Origin of the sequence: Pseudonocardia sp. NPDC046786 (genome assembly GCF_040645415.1) — a bacterium.
In the GTDB taxonomy this organism is placed as follows: Bacteria; Actinomycetota; Actinomycetes; order Mycobacteriales; family Pseudonocardiaceae; genus Pseudonocardia; species Pseudonocardia kongjuensis.
In genome coordinates, this window is record NZ_JBEYYF010000007.1 from 258,169 (window position 1) to 276,521 (window position 18,353).

The window sequence follows — 18,353 nt, forward strand, 5'->3', positions numbered from 1 at the left end:
GGCGTGCTGGAGCTGCATCGGTCCGAACGCGCGGACACCCTCGTCGAGGCGCTCGCCGGGCTGCTCGCGGACCCGGCACCGGGCGGCGCCGACCCGTTCGCACCGGAGATCGTCGCGGTCCCCGAGCGCGGGGTGGAGCGGTGGCTGGCGCAGCGGCTCTCGCACCGGCTCGGCGCCCGCGGCGGTGGCGGTGACGGGGTGTGCGCCAACGTGCGGTTCCCGTCCCCGGCCGCCCTGCTCGGCGATGTCGTCTCCCGGGTCACCGGCACCGATCCGGAGACCGGCCCGTGGGCCCCGGGGCGTGCGGTGTGGCCGCTGCTCGAACTGATCGACGATGCCGTCACCTCCGGCGACGGGCGGTTCGCCGGGCTGGCCGCACACCTGGAGCGGGGCGGGCACGGCCGCCGCTACGCGCTGGCCCGCGCGCTCGCCGGGCTGTTCGGCTCCTACGCCACGCACCGGCCCGCGCTGCTGCGCTCGTGGGCCCTCGGCGAGGACGCGGTGCCGCCCGACCTGGCCTGGCAGCCCGAGCTGTGGCGGCGGCTGCGGGCCGGCCTCGATGCGCCCGGCCCGGCCGAGCGGCTCGCCGACGCGGTCGCCGCGCTGCGCGCCGGGGCCGATCCCGGCGAGCTGCCGGGGCGGATCTCGCTGTTCGGGCCGACCCGGCTCGCCGCCGAGCACCTCGCCGTGCTGGAGGCGCTGTCCGCGCACCGCGACGTGCACCTGTGGCTGCCGCACCCGTCCCCGGCGATGTGGGAGGCGGTCCGCGCCGCCCGCCCGGCCGATCCGCCCGCCCGCGCCGCCGACGGCAGCGCCGCGCTGGTCCGTAACCCGCTGCTGCGCTCGCTGGGCCGCGACGTCCGGGAGCTGGCGCTGCGGCTGCCCGCGGCCGGGCCGGGCGTCACCGACACCCACCATCCGGCGGCCGGACCGGCCGGGCCGCCGACCCTGCTGCAGCGGGTGCAGCGCGCGCTGCGCGACGACACGCCGCCGCCGCGGCCCGCCGACCGCCCGCCGCTCGATCCCGCTGACCGCAGCATCGTGCTGCACTCCTGCCACGGCCCGGACCGGCAGGTCGAGGTGCTGCGCGAGGTGCTGCTGGGGCTGCTGGCCGCCGATCCGGGGCTGGAACCGCGCGACATCATCGTGATGTGCCCGGACATCGAGGCGTTCGCGCCGCTGATCACGGCGTCGTTCGGGCTGGCCCCGGAGCCCGGCACCGCGGGCGAAGGGGCCGGGCCGTCGCACGACGAGCTGCATCCCGGGCACCTGCTGCGGGTCCGGCTGGCCGACCGGGCGCTGCGCCAGGCCAATCCGCTGCTGGGCACGGTGTCCACCCTGCTGGAGCTCGCCGGGTCCCGGCTGACCGCGTCCCAGGTGCTCGACCTGATCGCGTCCGGCCCGGTCCGCCGCCGGTTCCGGCTCGACGACGACGCGCTGGAGCGGATCTCCGAGCTGGTCACCGCCGCCGGGGTGCGCTGGGGCCTGGACGCCGCGCACCGCGCCCCCTACCGGCTCGACGGGATCGAGCAGAACACCTGGCGGGCCGGGCTGGACCGGCTGCTGGTCGGCGTCGCGATGGCCGAGACGCCGGGCGCGCCGGCCTGGCTGGGCAGCGCGCTCCCGCTCGACGAGGTCGACTCCTCCGACGTCGACCTGGTCGGCAGGCTGGCCGAGATCGTGGACCGGTTGGCGACCGCGCTCGCCGCGCTGCGCGGGCCGCAGCCGCTGTCGGCCTGGGTCGCCGCACTCACCGAGGCCCTGTACGCGCTCACCGACACCGCACCGGCCGACGCCTGGCAGGCAGGCCAGGCCCGCGCGGAGCTGGCCGACGTGCTGCACTCGGCCGGGCCGCAGGCCGACACCGTCGACCTCGACCTGCCCGACGTGCGCGGTCTGCTCGCGGAGCGGTTGCGCGGCAGGCCGAGCCGGGCGAACTTCCGCACCGGCACGCTCACCGTCGCCACCCTGGTCCCGATGCGCGCCGTCCCGCACAAGGTGGTCTGCCTGCTCGGCTGCGACGACGGCGTGTTCCCCCGGGCCGGCGCTCCGGACGGCGACGACGTGCTCGCCCGCGATCCGATCGTCGGCGAGCGGGACCCGCGTGGCGAGGACCGCCAGCTGCTGCTCGACGCGATCTGCTCGGCCACCTCCGCCCTGGTCGTGGTGAGCTCCGGGGCCGACGAGCGGACCGGCGCGGAGCGGCCGCCGTCGGTGCCGGTCGGCGAGCTGTGCGACGCGATCGACGCCTGCGTGCAGGTCCCCGGCGACCGGCCGGTGGCCGCGTCCGACGCGCTGCGTGCCCGGCATCCGCTGCAGCCGTTCGACCGGCGGAACTTCCGGCCCGGCGCGCTGCTCGCCGACGGGCCGTTCAGCTTCGACCGGGCCGCGCTGGGTGGCGCCGAGATGGCCGCCGGTCCGCGGGCCGCGGTGCCGCTGTTCCCGCCCGGACCGCTGCCCGCCCCGGAGGACGCCGGGGACCCGGTGGAGCTCGACGACCTGGTCGCGTTCGTCGAGCACCCGGTGCGGGCGTTCCTGCGGCAGCGGGTGCGGGTGCTGCCACCGCAGGAGAACGCCGAGCCCGACGACGCGCTGCCGGTCGAGCTCGACGGTCTCGGCAGCTGGCGGATCGGGGACCGGCTGCTCGCCGACCGGCTCGCCGGGGCGCCGCCGCAGGCCGTCGCCCGGGCCGAGACGCTGCGCGGCGACCTGCCGCCGGGCGGCATCGGGCGGCGGGTGCTGACCGACGTCGGCGGCCGGGTGGAGCCGCTGGTCGCGCTGGCCGCCGCGGTCCGCACCGGGGAGGCGACCTCCCAGGACCTGGTGGCCGTGCTGGAGGGGTTCACGGTGACCGGCACCGTCCCCGGGCTGCACGGCGACGTCGTCGTGCGGGTCGGGTACTCGCGGCTCAAGGCCAGGCAGCGGCTCCGCGCCTGGGTGCAGCTGCTGGCGCTGACCGCCGCGCACCCGGACCGCCGCTGGACGGCCGTGACCATCGGCCGGGGTGGCGGCGGCCCGGCCCGGTCCACGCTCGGGCCGGTCGATCCGGAGCTGGCCCGCCGGGTGCTGGCCGATCTGGTGGCGCTGCGCCGGGAGGGGCTGCGCGAACCGCTGCCGCTGCCGACCGACGCGGCCGCCGTCTACGCCCGCAACCGGTCCCGCGGGGTCACCCCGGCGAACGCGCTGGCCGCGGCGGACGCCGAGTGGTCCCGGTTCGAGCGCGACGAGGCCGCACACACCTTCGTCCGCGGACCGGCCGCCCCGCTGCTGCTGCGCGACGAGCCCGGTGCCGGTGCCGAGCCCACCCGGTTCGGCGCGCTCGCGACCCGGGTGTGGGCCCCGCTGCTCGACCACGAGAGGCAGGACGCGCCGTGACCGCGGTTCTCTCCCACCAGACCTTCGCCGTCGACGGGCCGCTGCCCGAGGGCACCGTCGTGCTGGAGGCCAGCGCCGGCACCGGCAAGACGTACACGATCGCCGCGCTCGCCACCCGCTACGTGGCCGAGGGCATCGCCGGGCTGGACCGGCTGATGCTCGTCACCTTCGGCCGGGACGCCACCCAGGAGCTGCGCGAGCGGGTCCGGGAGCGGCTGGTCGGCACCGAGCGGGCACTGGCCGCGGTGCTCGACGGCGGGGCCGCACCCGCCGGGGACCCGGTGGTCGCGCTGCTCGCCGCGGGCGACCCGGCCGTCGTCGAGCGGCGGCGGGCCCGGCTGGCGGAGGCGTCGGCGTCGTTCGACGCGGCCACCATCGCCACCACCCACCAGTTCTGCATGCAGATGCTGGCCGGGCTCGGGGTGGCCGGCGACAACGACCCGGAGGCCGAGTTCGTCGAGCACGTCGACGACGTCGTCACCGAGGTCGTCGACGACTTCTACGTCCGCAAGTACGCGAACCCCGACGCCGGGCGGCCCGCCTTCACCCGCGCCGAGGCGCTCACCCTGGCCCGCCGCGCCGTCGCCGACCCGCAGGCCGAGCTGGAACCGCGGGACGCCGATCCGCGCTCGGACGCGGCCGTCCGGCACGGGTTCGCCACCGCCGTCCGGCGCGAGGTCGACGCCCGCAAGCGGCGGCTGCGGATCTACAGCTACGACGACATGCTGACCCGGCTGGCCCAGGCGCTGCGCGACCCGCTGCGCGGCCCGGCCGCCCGGGAGCGGCTGCGGTCCCGGTTCTCGGTGGTGCTGGTCGACGAGTTCCAGGACACCGACCCGCTGCAGTGGGAGATCCTGTCGCTGGCCTTCCACTCCGCACCCGGCACCACGCTGGTCCTGATCGGCGACCCCAAGCAGGCGATCTACGCGTTCCGCGGGGCCGACGTGCACAGCTACCTGCAGGCCGCGGCCGCCGCCACCGACCGGCGCACGCTGGCCACGAACCGGCGCAGCGACCGCGCCCTGCTCGGCGCGCTGGAGAAGGTGTTCGGGGAGGCGACGCTGGGCAACCCGGAGATCGTCGTGCACCCGGTCGACGCGCACCACACCGCAGGCAGGCTGAGCGCGCCGCGGGACGCGCCGCTGCGGCTGCGGCTGGTCGACCGGGACCGGCTCGACCTGACCGGGCGGCAACTGGGCCGGGCGCCGGGCGCCCGGAAGGTCGTCGCCCGGGACGTCGCCGTCGACCTGTCGGAGCTGCTGGCCGGCCCCGCGGCCTACGACGGCGCGCCGTTGCGGCCCGGCCAGGTCGCCGTCCTGGTCCGGACGAACGCGCAGGGCGTCCTGGTCCGCGACGCCTGCGCCGAGGCCGGCGTCCCCGCCGTGCTCACCGGCAGCACCAGCGTGTTCACCACCCCGGCGGCCGCCGACTGGCTGACCCTGCTGGAGGCCGTCGAGCAGCCGCAGCGCACGCTGCGGCTGCGGGCGGCTGCCCTCACCCGGTTCGTCGGGCACACCGTCGCCGACCTGTGCGGGGCCGACGCCGATCGGCTGGTCGACGCGCTCGGCGCCGACCTGCGCAGCTGGCACGCGGTGCTCGCCGAGCGCGGGGTCGCCGCGCTGGCCGAGGCGGTGTTCGCCCGGTACGCCCCGGCCCGCAGGCTGCTGTCCCGGCCGGACGGCGAGCGCGACCTCACCGACCTGCGGCACGTCGGCCAGGTGCTGCACTCGGCCGCGCTGGAGCGCCATCTCGGCCCGACCGCGCTCACCGAGTGGCTCCGGCACCGGATCGGCGAGGCCGCCCGGGACACCTCCGCCGAGCGCAGCCGGCGCCTCGAGTCCGACGCCGACGCCGTCCAGATCGTCACCGTGCACCGGTCGAAGGGGCTCGAGTTCCCGGTCGTCTACCTGCCGTTCGCCTGGGACCGGTGGGTCAACGACAGCCCCGATCCGCTGCTCTATCACGACACCGGCCCCGGCGGCAGGCCGCGCCGGCTGCTCGACGTCGGCGGATCGACCGGCCCGGACCGGCCCGGCCGCACCGCGCTGCACCAGGCCGAGGAGGCCGGCGAGGACCTGCGGCTGCTCTACGTCGCGCTGACCCGGGCGTGCAGCCAGGTCGTCGCCTGGTGGGTGCCCGCGACCACCACCGCCGCATCGTCGCTGCACCGGATCCTGTTCGGGCACGGCGGGCCCGGCGCCGAACCGGCCGGCACCGCGAAGGTCCCCGGCGACGCGGTGGCGCTGCAGTACCTGCGGGAGCGGCTCGACGGCGGCGGCGCGGCCGTGGAGACCCTGCACGACCGCGAGCCGGTGCGCCGGCCCGCCGATCCGGACGACGAGCGGCCCGCGGCCGCCGAGTTCCGCCGCGGCCTGGACACCGCGTGGCGGCGCACCTCCTACACCGCGCTCACCGCGGCCGCGCACGCCGCGCACCGGATCCCGCTCGACGACGAGCCGGACGAGGAGTCCGCGGTCACGCCCGGGGTGCTCAGCGAGCCCGAGACCGAGGGGATCCGCGACGAGCCGGACCCGACCGGGTCGCCGGTGGGCCGCCCGGCAGCCGTGCCCGACGCCGCCGCACCGGGGATCGGCGCCGTGCCCGATGCCACGGTGCCGGGGGGCGCCGCCGGGCCCGATGCCGCTGCGCCGGCGGCCGGCGCGGCCGTCGCGACGCCGTCGTCCGGGCCCGATCCGGCCGGCGTGCCGTCGCCGATGGCGGACCTCCCGATGGGTGCCGGCTTCGGCACCCTGGTGCACGCCGTCCTGGAGCACCTGGACACGACCGTCGCCGCGGACGGCGACGAGGCACTGCGCGCCGAGCTGGTCGCGCACGTCACCGCCGAGCTGGCCCGCCAGCCCGCCGACGTCGATCCCGAGGCGCTGGCCGACGCCCTGGTCCCGGTGCTGCGCACCCCGCTCGGCCCGCTCGCGCCCGGCCGGGCACTCGCCGACGTCGCGCCGGCCGACCGGCTCTCCGAGCTCGACTTCGAGCTTCCGCTGTGCGGTGGCGACACCCCGACCGGCCGGCTGACCCTGGCCGGACTGGCGTCGGCGATCCGGCGCCGGATCGGGGCGGGCGACCCGTTGCACGGCTACGCCGACCGGCTGGACGGCCCCGACCTGGCCGGGCAGGCGCTGCGCGGCTACCTGACCGGCAGCATCGACTCGGTGCTGCGGGTCGACGGCCGCTACCTGGTCGTCGACTACAAGACGAACTGGCTCGGCCCGATCGGCGCGGCCGGCCGGGAGCCGCTCACCGCGGCGCACTACACCGCGGGCCGGCTGGCCGAGGCGATGAGCGACGCGCACTACCCGCTGCAGGCGCTGCTCTACGCGGTCGCGCTGCACCGGTTCCTGCGCTGGCGGCTGCCCGGCTACGCCCCGGAGACCCACCTGGGCGGCGTCGGCTACCTGTTCCTGCGCGGCATGTGCGGGCCGGCGACCCCGGTCAGCGGCGACGGCCCGCTGGCCGCGCCGTGCGGGGTGTTCGCCTGGCGGCCACCGGCCGCGCTGGTCGAGGACCTGTCCGAGCTGCTGGACGGAGGCGGCGCATGACGACCGGGGCGACCGCGGCCCCCGAGCGCGACCCGTACGGCCCGCGGGCCGCGCGGACCGCGGCCGGGGTGCTCGCCACGTTCAACGAGGCCGACGTGCTCGCCCCCGGCGACGTGCACGTCGCACGCCGGCTGGCCCGGCTCGGCGGCCGCGGCGACCCGGTCGGCGCCCCCGACCCGGCGACCGCGGAACCCGAGCCGGTGGTGCTCGCCGCCGCGCTGGCGGTGCGCGCGATCCGCAACGGTTCGGTCTGCGTCGATCTCGGGAAGGTCGCGACGACCACCGCCGGCGAGGGCGAGATCGCGGTCGACGTGTCCGGGCTGCCGTGGCCCGAGCCGGGCGCGTGGCGGGCGGCCTGCGCGGCCAGCCCGCTGGTCGCCGACGGCGAGGCCGGCCCGGCCGGGCGGCCGCTGCGGCTGCTCGGCGACCTGCTCTACCTGGAGCGGTACTGGCAGGAGGAGGAGCTGGTGCGCCGCGAGTTCGCCGCCCGCTCCGGCCCGGTCGCCGACGTGCCCCCGCAGCGGCTGCGCGTCGCGCTGGAGCGGCTGCTCGACGATCCCGGCGCCGAACGCCAGCGGCTCGCCGCCGCCGTCGCCGCACTGCGCCCGGTCAGCGTCATCGCCGGTGGTCCGGGCACCGGCAAGACGACGACCGTCGCCCGGCTGCTCGCCGTCCTGCACGACCTGCACGCCGACCGGCCCGGCCGGCCGCCGCTGCGGGTCGCGCTGGCCGCCCCCACCGGGAAGGCCGCGGCCCGGCTCACCCAGTCGGTCGCCGACGCGGTCGTCCGGATGCCGCCCGGCGACCGGATCGCGGTCGAGGGCACGACGGCCTCCACGCTGCACCGGCTGCTCGGCTCGCGGGGCGCGTCCGGCCGGTTCCGGCACCATCGCGGCAACCGGCTCCCGCACGACGTGGTGGTCGTCGACGAGACGTCGATGGTGTCGCTGACGATGATGGCGCGGCTGCTGGAGGCGGTCCGCCCGGACGCCCGGCTGGTGCTGGTGGGCGATCCCGAGCAGCTCGCGTCGGTGGAGGCCGGCGCCGTGCTCGGGGATCTCGCCGAGGCACCCGGCCGGGTCGAGCCGGAGCTGCAGGAGGCGCTGGAACGCTGCGGCGCGTTCCGGGCCGAGCGCCCGGTCCGCCGCACGGACGCCGACACCACAGCCGGCACCGGCGCGGGCGCCGCGAGCAGGCCCGGCTCCGGCGAGCCCGATGCCCCCGGCCGGCCGGCCGCTGGCGCACCCGGCGAGCCCGGCACCCGCGCGCCCGCCGGCACCGGTGGGCCCGATTCCGGTGTGGCCGGCGAGCCCGTCGTGGTGCGCAACGGCGTCGTCCGGCTGCAGCGGAACTGGCGGTTCAGCGGCGCGATCGCCGCGTTCGCGGCCGCCGTCCAGGCCGGCGACGGCGACCGGGCGATGGCACTGCTCGCCGGGACACCGGCGGAGCTGTCGTTCGTCGCGGCGGACCCGGCCGAGATCGCCCCCGAGCGGCTGGCCCCGCTGCGCTCGCAGGTCGTCCAGGCGGCCGTCGACCTGATCGGCGCCGCCGAGTCGGGCGACGTCACGTCGGCGCTGCGGGTGCTCGACGACCACCGGTTGCTCTGCGGGCACCGCCGCGGCCCGTACGGAGTCGCGCGCTGGACCGCGGAGGTCGAACGGTGGCTGTCGGCCGCCCGCCCCGGGTACGACGCGGAGGCACCGTGGTTCCCCGGCCGGCCGCTGCTGGTCACCGCGAACGACTACGACCTGGGCCTGTTCAACGGTGACACCGGCGTCGTCGTCCGGACCGGTGAGGGGCGCCGGACGGTGTTCGTGCGCGAGGGCTCACCGGCCGCGTTCGAACCGGCCCGCCTCGGTGGCGTCGGCACCGTCTACGCGATGACCGTGCACCGCAGCCAGGGCAGCCAGTTCCGGCGGGTGACCGTGGTCCTGCCGCCGGCCGACTCCCCGCTGATGACCCGCGAGCTGCTCTACACAGCGGTCACCCGCGCCAAGGAGCAGGTGCGGATCATCGGCACCGAGGCCGCTGTCCGGGCCGCGATCGCCCGTCCCGCCGGCCGGGCCAGCGGCCTGCGGCTGCGCCTCGCCGGCAGCTGACGCACCGTGGCGGAGGGCTGTGCGGCCGGGCGCCGGTGGTCAGTGGGCCGGTCAGCCGGGACCGTCGGTGGGGGTGGCCGGGCCGGCCGGGGGCGCGGAGGTCGCCGGGGGCGCAGCCTTCTGCCTGCGACCGGAACTCCAGGCGACGAACACGACCAGCGCGAGGCTGATCCACAGCGCGTACCGGTCGATCGCCAGCACCACGTCGACCGCCTGCTGGCCCAGGCCGTAGCCCAGCCCGGCGACCAGGCCGGTGATCATGGCCGCGCCGATCGCGTCGAACAGCAGGAACGTGCCGAGCCGCATCCGGCCGAGCCCGGCCAGCGCGAACACCGCGACCGCCGGGATGCCCGGCAGCGCGGCTGCGACGACGACCAGCGGCATCGCCCAGCGCGGCCAGGCCCGGACCCGGGCGACGAACCGCTGGGCGACGTCACCGGGCGCGAAGAAGGTCACGACCTTGGGTCCCCAGCGGCGTCCGGCGAGCCAGAACAGCCAGTCGAACTTGATCATCCCGAAGATCCCGGCGACGATCACCAGCCACAGCTCGATCTCGCCGATCCGGGCGAACGCCGCCCCGGCGCCGATCGCCGAGAGGCTGCCGGTGACGACGCTCAGCGCGACCGGGTGGGTGGCGAGCAGGAACGGTCGCAGCGGCAGCGACAGCAACATCACGGCCATGATCCCGAGCGTCGAGAAGACCAGGATCTTGTCGCCGCGGTTCATCGGGGTCTCCCAGGGGACCGCGTCCCGCCACGCCTGCTTGCCGGCCTCGATCTCCTCCGGGGTGTACTCGCGCCGTGACCACCGGCCCCGCCGGGCCCGGGTCGTCCCGGCCGCCGCGGCCGGCTGCTGCTCCTCGTCGGTCACCGTCTCCCCCTCCTGCGGCGCACCCCCGCACGCCGCGTCCGTGACGACGCTAAACGGTGCGCCGCCCCGGCACGTCGTCGGCGGGGACGAGTTCGGCGCCGCGGCGGTCTCGTCCCCGCGGACGAGCGGCCGGGCGCTGACACTCGGCGGGGCGAGCGGGCGGGGCGAGCGGCAGAACTCCCCCCCGGCGGATAACCGGCTGCCCGGTTCCCCGCACGCCGCTACCGTCCGGGCATGGCCGAGCATCCGGCACCCGCCGACGCGCCGGCAGCGGTCGACGCCACGGCAGCCGCCGACGCCGGGACATCCGGCGACGCCACACCGGGCGCGACCACACCCGGCGAGTCCACGACACCTGGCAGGGCGACACCCCACGGCGCGATCGCCTTCCGCCCGCTCACCCCCGCCGACCTCCCGATGCTGGCCGGCTGGCTGGCCGAGCCGCACGTGCGCCGCTGGTGGAACCACGAGACCTCCCCCGAGGCGGTGCAGCGCGACTTCGGCCCGACGATGCGCGGCGAGGAACCGGGCGAGGACCTCGTCGTGTCGGTCGGCGGCACCCCGGCCGGACTGCTGCAGCGGGCCCGCTGGCACGACTTTCCCGAGTACGTCGAGGAGATCGCCCCGATCATGGCGATCCCGGCCGGCGCCGTCACCATCGACTACCTGATCGGCCCGCCGGAGCTCACCGGGCGCGGTCTCGGCCCGCGGATCCTGGCCGCCGCCGTCACGGGGGTGTGGCAGCGCTACCCGGACGCGACCGCGATCATCGTGCCGGTGTGCGCAGCGAACCGGGCGTCCTGGCGGGCGCTGGAGAAGGTCGGGTTCCGTCGGGTCGCCTCCGGCGATCTCGCCCCGGACAACCCGGTCGACCCGCCGCGCCACCACGTGCACCGGATCGACCGTGAGGAACCACGATGCCACCCGTGACCAGCGCCGGGCTGCTGCTGCACCGCCCCGGACCGGACGGCAGCGAGGTGCTGCTCGGGCACATGGGCGGCCCGTTCTGGGCCCGCAAGGAGCACTCCTGGACGGTCCCGAAGGGCGAGCACGGCCCGGACGAGACCCCGCTCGACGCCGCCCGCCGCGAGTTCGCCGAGGAGATCGGCCGTCCCGCCCCGGACGGCGAGCCGATCGCGCTCGGCAGCGTCCGGCAGTCCCGCAAGACGATCACCGTGTTCGCCCTCGACGGCACCGGCTTCGACGGCGCCGATGCCGTCGCCGACCGGCCCGACGACGGCGGCTGGGTCGAGATCGAGTGGCCGCCCCGGTCCGGGCGGCGGATCCGGTTCCCGGAGCTGGACCGCGCGCAGTGGTGCGACCTGGCGACGGCGCGGGAGCGCATCGTCGTCGCCCAGCAGCCGTTCCTGGACCGATTGGAGGCGTTGGTCGCCGGGTAGTCCCCGGCCATGGCGAGCAGCATCAAGGACGAGGAGATGTACGAGCGGCTCCGCGAGGAGGGCAACTCGAAGGAGAAGTCCGCGCGGATCGCGAACGCCGCGGCGGCGGAGGGCCGCGGCACCGTCGGTGCCCGCGGCGGCGAGTCCGGCGACTACGAGGACATGACGAGGGACGAGCTCTACCAGCGCGCCCAGCGGGTCGGCATCGAGGGCCGCTCCGACATGACCCGCGACCAGCTGATCGAGGCGCTGCGGGAACACTGAGCGGATGAGCCGCCGCCACGACCACGACGCCGGGGGCGACCCGGAGACCCTCGCCCGCAAGGCGGAGCTGCGCGACGAGGTGTGGACGGCGCTGACCGAGCAGCACGCGGCCCGGTTCCCGGGGGCCCGCAACCGGATCTCCAACTTCGTCGGCGCCGAGCGGGCCGCCCGGCGGCTGCGCGAGCTGGACGCGTGGCGGTCCGCCCGGACCGTCAAGTCGAACCCGGACTCCGCGCAGCTGCCGGTCCGCCGGTACGCGCTGGAGGACGGCAAGACTGTCTACATGGCCGTCCCCCGGCTCGCCGAGGACGATCCGTTCTTCCTGCTCGACCCCGACCACCTGTCCGATCCGCCGCGCAAAGCCGTCTCGATCGCGCACGCCACCCGCTCCGCGCGCCGGATCGCCGTCGCCGATCTGGAACCGGTCGACCTTGTCGTCACCGGCTGCGTCGCGGTCGGCGCGGACGGCGCCCGGCTCGGCAAGGGCGGCGGATTCGCCGACCTGGAGTTCGCGCTGGCCCGCGAGGCCGGCCTGGTCTCCGACGACACCCTCGTCGTCACCACCGTGCACGAGCTGCAGCTGCGCGACGCCGGGGTGATCCCGTGGGCCTCTCACGACGCGCCGGTCGACATCGTCGTCACCCCGGACCGGGTGATCGACTGCCGGGAGCACCGGCGGACCCGGCCCGACGGCGGCATCGTGTGGGAGTCGCTGACCGAGGAGAAGATCGCGGCCATCCCGCTGCTGGGGCGGCTGCGCGAGGAGGCGCGCCGATGAGCCCCGAGATCCGCACCGAGATCCGCACCGAGCGCGGCGACATCACCGAGGCCGAGGTCGACGCCGTGGTGAACGCCGCCAACTCGTCGCTGCTCGGCGGCGGCGGGGTGGACGGCGCCATCCACCGCCGCGGCGGCCCGGCGATCCTCGCGGAGTGCCGGGAGCTGCGCGCCGGTCGCTACCCGGACGGTCTCCCGACCGGGCAGGCCGTCGCCACCACCGCGGGCGACCTCCCGGCCCGCTGGGTGATCCACACCGTCGGCCCGGTGTACGCGAAGCGCGAGGACCGCTCGCACCTGCTGGCGAGCGCCTACCGGCAGTCGCTGCGGGTGGCCGACGAGCTGGGGGCGCGCACCGTCGCGTTCCCCGCGGTCTCCGCCGGCATCTACGGCTGGCCGATCCCGGACGCCGCGCGGATCGCCGTGGAGACCGTCCGGTCCGCGGACACGTCCGTCGCGCTCGTCCGGTTCGTCCTGTTCAACGACGACGTCCAGGCCGCCTTCGAGGCCGCGGTGCGGACGTAGGATCGCCGGCATGCCGCTCCGCGTCGCGCTGCTCGACGACCACCAGCAGGTCGCGCTGTCGCTGACCGGATTCCCCGGCGACGTCGAGGAGGTCGCCTTCGCCGATCACGTCGCCGATCCGGCGCAGCTCGTCGCCCGGCTGCGCGGGTACGACGCCGTCGTCTGCATGCGCGAGCGCACCCCGGTCACCGCCGAGGTCCTGGACGGGCTGCCGGACCTGCGGCTGGTGATCACCACCGGGCTGCGCAACGCCGCGATCGACGTGGCCGCCGCGCACGCCAGGGGCGTCACCGTCTGCGGTGCCCGCGGCCCCGTCGCGCGGGCGAGCACCACCGAGCACACCTGGGCGCTGATGCTCGCGCTGGCCCGCAACCTGCCCGCGCAGGACGCCGCGATCCGCTCCGGCGGCTGGCAGCTCGGCCTGGGCACGGTGCTCGCCGGATCCACCCTCGCGCTGCTCGGGCTGGGCACCCTGGGCGCGGCGATGGTGCCGGTGGCCCGCGCGCTCGGCATGCACGTGACGGCGTGGGGCCCGTACCTGACCGCGGCGCGGGCCGCCGAGATCGGCGTCGATGCGCCGGACCGCACCACGTTCTTCCGCACCGCGGACGTGCTCAGCGTGCACCTGGTGCTGTCCGCGCGGTCGGCGGGCGCCGTCGGCGCCGCCGAGCTGGCCCTGATGAAGCCGACCGCGCTGCTGGTGAACACCTCGCGCGGCCCGATCGTCGACGAGCAGGCGCTGCTCGACGCGCTGCACACCGACCGGCTCGGCGGCGCCGCACTGGACGTCTACGACACCGAGCCGCTGCCCGCCGACCATCCGCTGCGGACCGCCCCGCGCACGGTGCTCGCCCCGCACACCGGCTACGCCTCCCGGCAGTCCTACGCCGAGTACTTCGCGGACGTCACCGACGACGTCGCCGCGTTCCGGGCCGGCACCCCGGTCCGGGTCATCGACGCCCGGAAGGAACCCCGTGATCGAGATCAACGGCCACCGGCCCGACGTGCACGCCGACGCCTGGATCGCCCCCGGCGCCGTGCTGGCCGGCGACGTGCGGATCGGCCCGGACGCCGGTGTCTGGTACACCTGCGTGCTCCGCGCCGACTTCGCGTCGATCACCGTCGGCGCCCGGTCGAACGTGCAGGACGGCACCGTCGTGCACGCCGACCCGGACTTCCCGGTGACCATCGGCGAGCGGGTGACGATCGGGCACCGGGCCGTCGTGCACGGCTGCACCATCGACGACGACGTGCTGGTCGGGATGGGTGCGGTGCTGATGAACGGGGTCCGGGTCGGCTCCGGCTCGCTGATCGCGGCCGGCGCCGTGCTCACCCAGGGCACCGTCGTCCCGCCCGGGTCGCTGGTCGCCGGGCTGCCCGGGAAGGTGCGCCGCGAGCTCACCGACGACGAGCGGAAGTCCATCCCGCTCTCCGCCGAGGCGTACGTGCACCTGCTCGGGCAGCATCGGGCCGCGACCGCGGACGGCTGATCCGGCGTCAGGCGTTCGCCACCAGGTGCTCCAGCCGGGCCGCGACGTGCGCGCGGGCCGCGTCGGCGCGGGCCGGCAGGTGCCCGGACCCGAACAGCGGCTCGCCCGGCTCGACGTCGCGCAGCAGCTGCCGGGCCAGGGTCTGCCGGTGCACCTCGGTCGGGCCGTCCGCGATCGCCATCACCTGGGCGTCGACCATCATCGCCGAGAACGGCATCTCGTTGGAGATGCCCAGCGCCCCGTGCAGCTGCATCGCCCGCTGCACCACGTCGTGGTAGACCCGCGGCATCACCACCTTGACCGCGGCGATGTCCTTGCGTACCGCCCGGTAGTCCTGGTGCCGGTCGATCAGCCAGGCCGTCCGCAGCAGCAGCAGCCGGAACTGCTCCAGGTCGATCCAGCTCTCCGCGACCTTGTCCTGGGTGGACTGCATGTCGGCGAGCCGGCCGGTCCGGGTGCTGCGCGACACGGCCCGCTCCAGCATCAGGTCGAACGCGCGGCGCATCTGGGCGATGGTGCGCATCCCGTGGTGGATCCGGCCGCCGCCGAGCCGGGTCTGGGCGATCGCGAACGCCCGCCCCCGCTCCCCCAGCAGGTGGTCGCCGGGCACCCGCACGCCGTCGTAGCGCAGGTAGGCGTGACTGGAGTGCTCGGGTGACTCGGTGCCGACACCGGCGTCGCGGACGATCGTCAGGCCGGGCGTCTCCCGGGGCACGATGAACATCGACATCCGGTCGTGCGGCGCGGCGTCCGGATCGGTCACCGCCATCACGATCAGGAACGACGCGTGCCGGGCGTTCGACGAGAACCACTTCTCGCCGTCGATCACCCAGCCGTCGCCGTCCGGGACCGCGCGGGTGCTGAACAGCGTCGGATCGGCGCCGGCCTGCGGCTCGGTCATCGAGTAGCAGGAGGAGATCTCGCCGTCGAGCAGCGGCTGCAGGTAGCGCTGCTTCTGCGTGTCGGTGCCGAAATGCGCCAGGATCTCGGCGTTTCCCGAGTCCGGGGCCTGGCAGCCGAACACCGTCGGCGCCCACCGGGACCGGCCGAGCAGCTCGTTGAGCAGCGCCAGCCGGACCTGGCCGTAGCCCTGGCCGCCCAGCTCGGGCCGCAGGTGCGCGGCCCACAGCCCGCGGTCGCGGACCTGCTGCTGCAGCGGCCGGACCAGCCGGCGCGCGGTCGCGTCGGACTTGTCGTAGGGGTCGCCGAGCACCAGGTCGAGCGGCTCGATCTCGTCCCGGACGAACGCGTCCACCCAGTCCAGCTTCTCCTGGTACTCCGGCTCGGTCTCGAAGTCCCACATCAGAAGTCGCCCTCGCGGGCCGGGTGGGCGGCCGTCGCGGCGGTCTCCTCGGCGCCGGCGACGGTCGCGACCCGGGCCCGCAGGGTGTCCTGCACGGTCATGGTGTTCCCTCCTGGAGTGGTGCCGCGCCGGCGGCGAGGACGTCCACCTGCAGCGCGAGCTGGGCGGTGAGCAGCGCGTCGAACCGGCGCATGTCCAGCCCGGTCAGGTGTTCGATCCGGCCGAGCCGGTAGCGGACGGTGTTCTCGTGCACGCCGAGCCGGGCGGCCGCCGCCCGGACCTGGGCGCCGGCGGCCAGGTAGCGGCGCAGGGTCTCGACCAGGTCGCCACCGGTCTCGGCGTCGCTGCGGCGCAGCGGCCCGAGGCACTGCTCGGCGAACCGGGCGGCGGCCGCGGCCCGGCCGCCGTCCACCACCAGCCGCAGCGTCCGCAGCTCCGGCACCCCGACGACGTCGGCGGTCCCGCCGAGCGCGGCGGCCAGCCGGTCGACGTCGCCGGTCTCGGCGAGTGCCGCGGGCAGGCCGCTGATCTCGCGGACCGCGCCGGAGACGACCGCGCGCCGCACCCCGGTGACGGCCGCGATCCGGTCCAGCCGTCCGCGCAGCGCGCGGTGCACGGCGCGGAGCCCGCCGGGGGCCGGATCGGCGGGCAGCTCCAGCAGCGCCAGCACGGCGTCCGGCCCGGGCAGCACCGCCGGGACCGCGCCGGGCAGGTCACCGACCGCATCACCGGCCGCCCCGCCGAGCGCATCCGCGACCGCGTCCCGGCAGCCCGACGCCGAGCGGCCGTCGCGCACCGGGAACCGCACCAGCAGGTGGGCGGCGGCCGGATCGAGCCCCGCACGGACGGCGAGCCGGCGTAGGTCCGGCTCGTCCCGGGTGCCGTGCAGCAGATCGGTGAGGACGTCGTCGCGGTCCCGGGCGACCGCCCGTTCGGCGACGGTCTCGCCGAGCAGCTGGACCGACAGGATCGCCGCCGCCTGTTCCGCGGCCGGGGTGTCCGCCGGGCGCAGCGGACGCCCGAGCTCGGCGACGTCGAGGTAGCCGGCGACGCCGTCCTCCCCCGTCAGCACGGCGAGCAGGTGCCGGCGGGCCGGGCCGTGCACCGGGTCCGGCGGCAGGACGACCGAGGGCCGGGCCGGGCCGAGCCGCGCGACGGCGCGCCGCACCCCGGGCACGGCGAGCGCCGTCGCGGGCAGCGGCGGCGGTGCGTCCAGCCGGAAGGCGGCGGGTGCCGACCAGCAGCGCACCCGGCCCAGGTCGGGCGACCGCAGCGCCACCGGCAGGCCGAGCAGCTCGGCGGCGCGGATCACCAGGCGTTCCGGCCCGGCGCCGTCGAGCACCGCGGCGGACAGCCCGCCCAGCAGCCGGACCAGCGGATCGGGCGGGTCCGGGACGAGTACCGGCCCGGGCCGCGTACCGGGGTCCGGCTCGGCCATGAGGGGTCTGGCCATCGCTCGCTGCCACCTCCGTCGGCGCCTTGACCCGCTGTGACGAGTCACACTACCCTCGCAGCCCTAACGATCGTTAGGCAACCCCTGATCCGAGGAAAGGCGAACCGCCATGGATGTCGGTGTCCTGCTTGTCTTCCAGAACTGGCACGAGGATCTGAGCGACGCGGAGATGTTCCGCCAGGAGGCCGAGCTCGGCGTGCTCGCCGAGGAGTACGGCTTCGACTCCGCCTGGGCGGCCGAGCACCACTTCGACGACTACTCGATGTGCCCGGACAACCTGCAGCTGATGACCTACCTGGCCGGCCGGACCAGCCGGATCAAGCTCGGCACCGGCGCGGTGATCCTGCCGTGGAACGACCCGCTCCGGGTGGTCGAGAAGGTCGCGATGCTCGACATCCTGTCCCGCGGACGGGTCGTGTTCGGGATGGGCCGCGGCCTGGCGAAGATGGAGTACGAGGGCTTCCGCCAGGACATGAACGAGTCCCGCGGCCGGTTCGACGAGGCCGCCCCGCTGATCATCGAGGGCCTGCGGAAGGGCTACGTCGAGCACCACGGCACCTACTACGACCAGCCCCGGGTGGACATCCGTCCGGCCCCGGAGGCCGGGAACGACTGGGACGGCAGGCTCTACGGCGTCGCGATGTCCCCGGACTCGGTGCCCGCGGTGGCGAAGATCGGCGCCCGGATGATGACCTTCATGCAGTACCCGGCCGAGCAGCACGTCCCGGCGATCGAGCGCTACCGCGAGGTGTACCGGGAGACCCACGGCACCGAACCGGGCCCGGTGCTCACCCAGGACTTCATCTACTGCCACGAGGACCCCGACGTCGCCGAGCAGACCGCCCGCGAGTACCTGTCGCGCTACTTCATCTCGGTTGTCAAGCACTACGACTTCGCCGGGAAGCACTGGCGCGAGACGAAGGGCTACGAGGCGTACCAGGCCGGTGCGGACATGATCCGCGAGGCCGGGATGGAGGCCGCCGCGGCCGGATACGCGGACACCCAGATCTGGGGTACGCCGGAGCAGATCGTCGAGAAGTACCGGCACCGCCTGGAGCTGTTCGGCGACCACCAGCCGAACGTGGCGCCGTCGTTCGCGGGCCTGCCGTTCGACAAGGTCCGGGCCAGCCTGAAGCTGTTCGGCGAGAAGGTCGTGCCCGAACTGCACAAGATGGGCGTGACGGCGCCGGTGCCCGCCTGACCGGGCGCCCGGCCTCCACCGGAGGTGGGGACAGTGACA

At 76.3% G+C, this 18,353-nt stretch carries 13 protein-coding genes and 1 pseudogene; 11 read left to right on the top strand and 3 right to left on the bottom strand.

Features of this window, described 5'->3' with window-relative positions:
* The first annotated feature begins 3 nt into the window (after positions 1-3).
* The 3 genes from recC to ABZ881_RS11795 are packed head-to-tail and all read left to right on the top strand — an operon-like array spanning position 4 to position 9,031.
* On the top strand, positions 4-3,375 hold the full coding sequence (recC, locus tag ABZ881_RS11785; RefSeq protein WP_358483921.1) for an exodeoxyribonuclease V subunit gamma: 3,372 nt from the start codon (positions 4-6) through the stop codon (positions 3,373-3,375).
* Entirely contained in the window at positions 3,372-6,932 is a 3,561-nt protein-coding gene (locus ABZ881_RS11790; protein WP_358483923.1) for a UvrD-helicase domain-containing protein, read from the top strand. Before recC ends, ABZ881_RS11790 begins: the two co-directional genes overlap by 4 nt.
* A complete protein-coding gene (locus ABZ881_RS11795; protein ID WP_358483925.1) occupies positions 6,929-9,031 on the top strand; it encodes an AAA family ATPase in 2,103 nt (700 codons plus the stop codon). Before ABZ881_RS11790 ends, ABZ881_RS11795 begins: the two co-directional genes overlap by 4 nt.
* Before the next feature lie 51 nt (positions 9,032-9,082).
* Here ABZ881_RS11795 and ABZ881_RS11800 read toward each other — a convergent pair whose 3' ends face one another.
* Positions 9,083-9,901 (bottom strand): DedA family protein, encoded by an 819-nt coding sequence (locus tag ABZ881_RS11800; protein WP_358483927.1) that lies wholly within the window; start codon positions 9,899-9,901, stop codon positions 9,083-9,085.
* Positions 9,902-10,135: 234 nt separating this feature from the next.
* Between ABZ881_RS11800 and ABZ881_RS11805 the strand changes: the two genes are divergently transcribed.
* The 7 genes and pseudogenes from ABZ881_RS11805 to ABZ881_RS11835 all read left to right on the top strand — a co-directional run bounded on the left by ABZ881_RS11805 (position 10,136) and on the right by ABZ881_RS11835 (position 14,357).
* Positions 10,136-10,831 (top strand): GNAT family N-acetyltransferase, encoded by a 696-nt coding sequence (locus tag ABZ881_RS11805; protein WP_358483928.1) that lies wholly within the window; start codon positions 10,136-10,138, stop codon positions 10,829-10,831.
* A complete protein-coding gene (locus ABZ881_RS11810; protein WP_358483930.1) occupies positions 10,819-11,301 on the top strand; it encodes an NUDIX domain-containing protein in 483 nt (160 codons plus the stop codon). Before ABZ881_RS11805 ends, ABZ881_RS11810 begins: the two co-directional genes overlap by 13 nt.
* Before the next feature lie 9 nt (positions 11,302-11,310).
* The gene (locus tag ABZ881_RS11815; protein WP_358483932.1) at positions 11,311-11,565 is read left to right on the top strand and encodes a Rho termination factor N-terminal domain-containing protein; all 255 of its coding nucleotides are present in this window, start codon (positions 11,311-11,313) and stop codon (positions 11,563-11,565) included.
* A 4-nt stretch (positions 11,566-11,569) separates the two neighbouring features.
* Positions 11,570-12,343 (top strand): 5-formyltetrahydrofolate cyclo-ligase, encoded by a 774-nt coding sequence (locus ABZ881_RS11820; protein ID WP_358483933.1) that lies wholly within the window; start codon positions 11,570-11,572, stop codon positions 12,341-12,343.
* Positions 12,340-12,867 (top strand): O-acetyl-ADP-ribose deacetylase, encoded by a 528-nt coding sequence (locus ABZ881_RS11825; RefSeq protein ID WP_358483935.1) that lies wholly within the window; start codon positions 12,340-12,342, stop codon positions 12,865-12,867. The genes ABZ881_RS11820 and ABZ881_RS11825 overlap by 4 nt, the downstream gene beginning before the upstream one ends.
* A 10-nt stretch (positions 12,868-12,877) precedes the next feature.
* A pseudogene (locus tag ABZ881_RS11830) lies at positions 12,878-13,753 on the top strand (D-2-hydroxyacid dehydrogenase family protein); the annotation flags it as partial.
* An 88-nt stretch (positions 13,754-13,841) separates the two neighbouring features.
* Positions 13,842-14,357, top strand: coding sequence for a gamma carbonic anhydrase family protein (locus ABZ881_RS11835; RefSeq protein ID WP_358483936.1), 516 nt, complete (start codon positions 13,842-13,844; stop codon positions 14,355-14,357).
* A gap of 7 nt (positions 14,358-14,364) precedes the next feature.
* Here the strand turns inward: ABZ881_RS11835 and ABZ881_RS11840 are convergent, their stop codons facing one another.
* Together ABZ881_RS11840 and ABZ881_RS11845 are read right to left on the bottom strand one after the other, a co-directional pair.
* The gene (locus ABZ881_RS11840) at positions 14,365-15,660 is read right to left on the bottom strand and encodes an acyl-CoA dehydrogenase family protein (RefSeq protein WP_358483938.1); all 1,296 of its coding nucleotides are present in this window, start codon (positions 15,658-15,660) and stop codon (positions 14,365-14,367) included.
* Between the two features lie 97 nt (positions 15,661-15,757).
* Positions 15,758-17,113 (bottom strand): helix-turn-helix domain-containing protein, encoded by a 1,356-nt coding sequence (locus tag ABZ881_RS11845; RefSeq protein ID WP_358483939.1) that lies wholly within the window; start codon positions 17,111-17,113, stop codon positions 15,758-15,760.
* A 109-nt stretch (positions 17,114-17,222) separates the two neighbouring features.
* On the opposite strand from ABZ881_RS11845, the gene ABZ881_RS11850 reads away from it, so the two are divergent.
* The gene (locus ABZ881_RS11850; RefSeq protein WP_358483940.1) at positions 17,223-18,314 is read left to right on the top strand and encodes an LLM class flavin-dependent oxidoreductase; all 1,092 of its coding nucleotides are present in this window, start codon (positions 17,223-17,225) and stop codon (positions 18,312-18,314) included.
* The last annotated feature ends 39 nt before the right edge of the window (positions 18,315-18,353 follow it).

What these genes read in the sequence shown, in the direction of transcription:
- ABZ881_RS11825 (WP_358483935.1), top strand. Translation starts at nt 12,340, where the DNA reads ATGAGCCCCGAGATCCGCACCGAGATCCGCACCGAGCGCGGCGACATC.
- ABZ881_RS11850 (WP_358483940.1), top strand. Translation starts at nt 17,223, where the DNA reads ATGGATGTCGGTGTCCTGCTTGTCTTCCAGAACTGGCACGAGGATCTG.
- ABZ881_RS11795 (WP_358483925.1), top strand. Translation starts at nt 6,929, where the DNA reads ATGACGACCGGGGCGACCGCGGCCCCCGAGCGCGACCCGTACGGCCCG.
- ABZ881_RS11845 (WP_358483939.1), bottom strand. Translation starts at nt 17,113, where the DNA reads ATGGCCAGACCCCTCATGGCCGAGCCGGACCCCGGTACGCGGCCCGGG.
- ABZ881_RS11815 (WP_358483932.1), top strand. Translation starts at nt 11,311, where the DNA reads ATGGCGAGCAGCATCAAGGACGAGGAGATGTACGAGCGGCTCCGCGAG.
- ABZ881_RS11810 (WP_358483930.1), top strand. Translation starts at nt 10,819, where the DNA reads ATGCCACCCGTGACCAGCGCCGGGCTGCTGCTGCACCGCCCCGGACCG.
- ABZ881_RS11820 (WP_358483933.1), top strand. Translation starts at nt 11,570, where the DNA reads ATGAGCCGCCGCCACGACCACGACGCCGGGGGCGACCCGGAGACCCTC.
- ABZ881_RS11805 (WP_358483928.1), top strand. Translation starts at nt 10,136, where the DNA reads ATGGCCGAGCATCCGGCACCCGCCGACGCGCCGGCAGCGGTCGACGCC.
- ABZ881_RS11840 (WP_358483938.1), bottom strand. Translation starts at nt 15,660, where the DNA reads ATGTGGGACTTCGAGACCGAGCCGGAGTACCAGGAGAAGCTGGACTGG.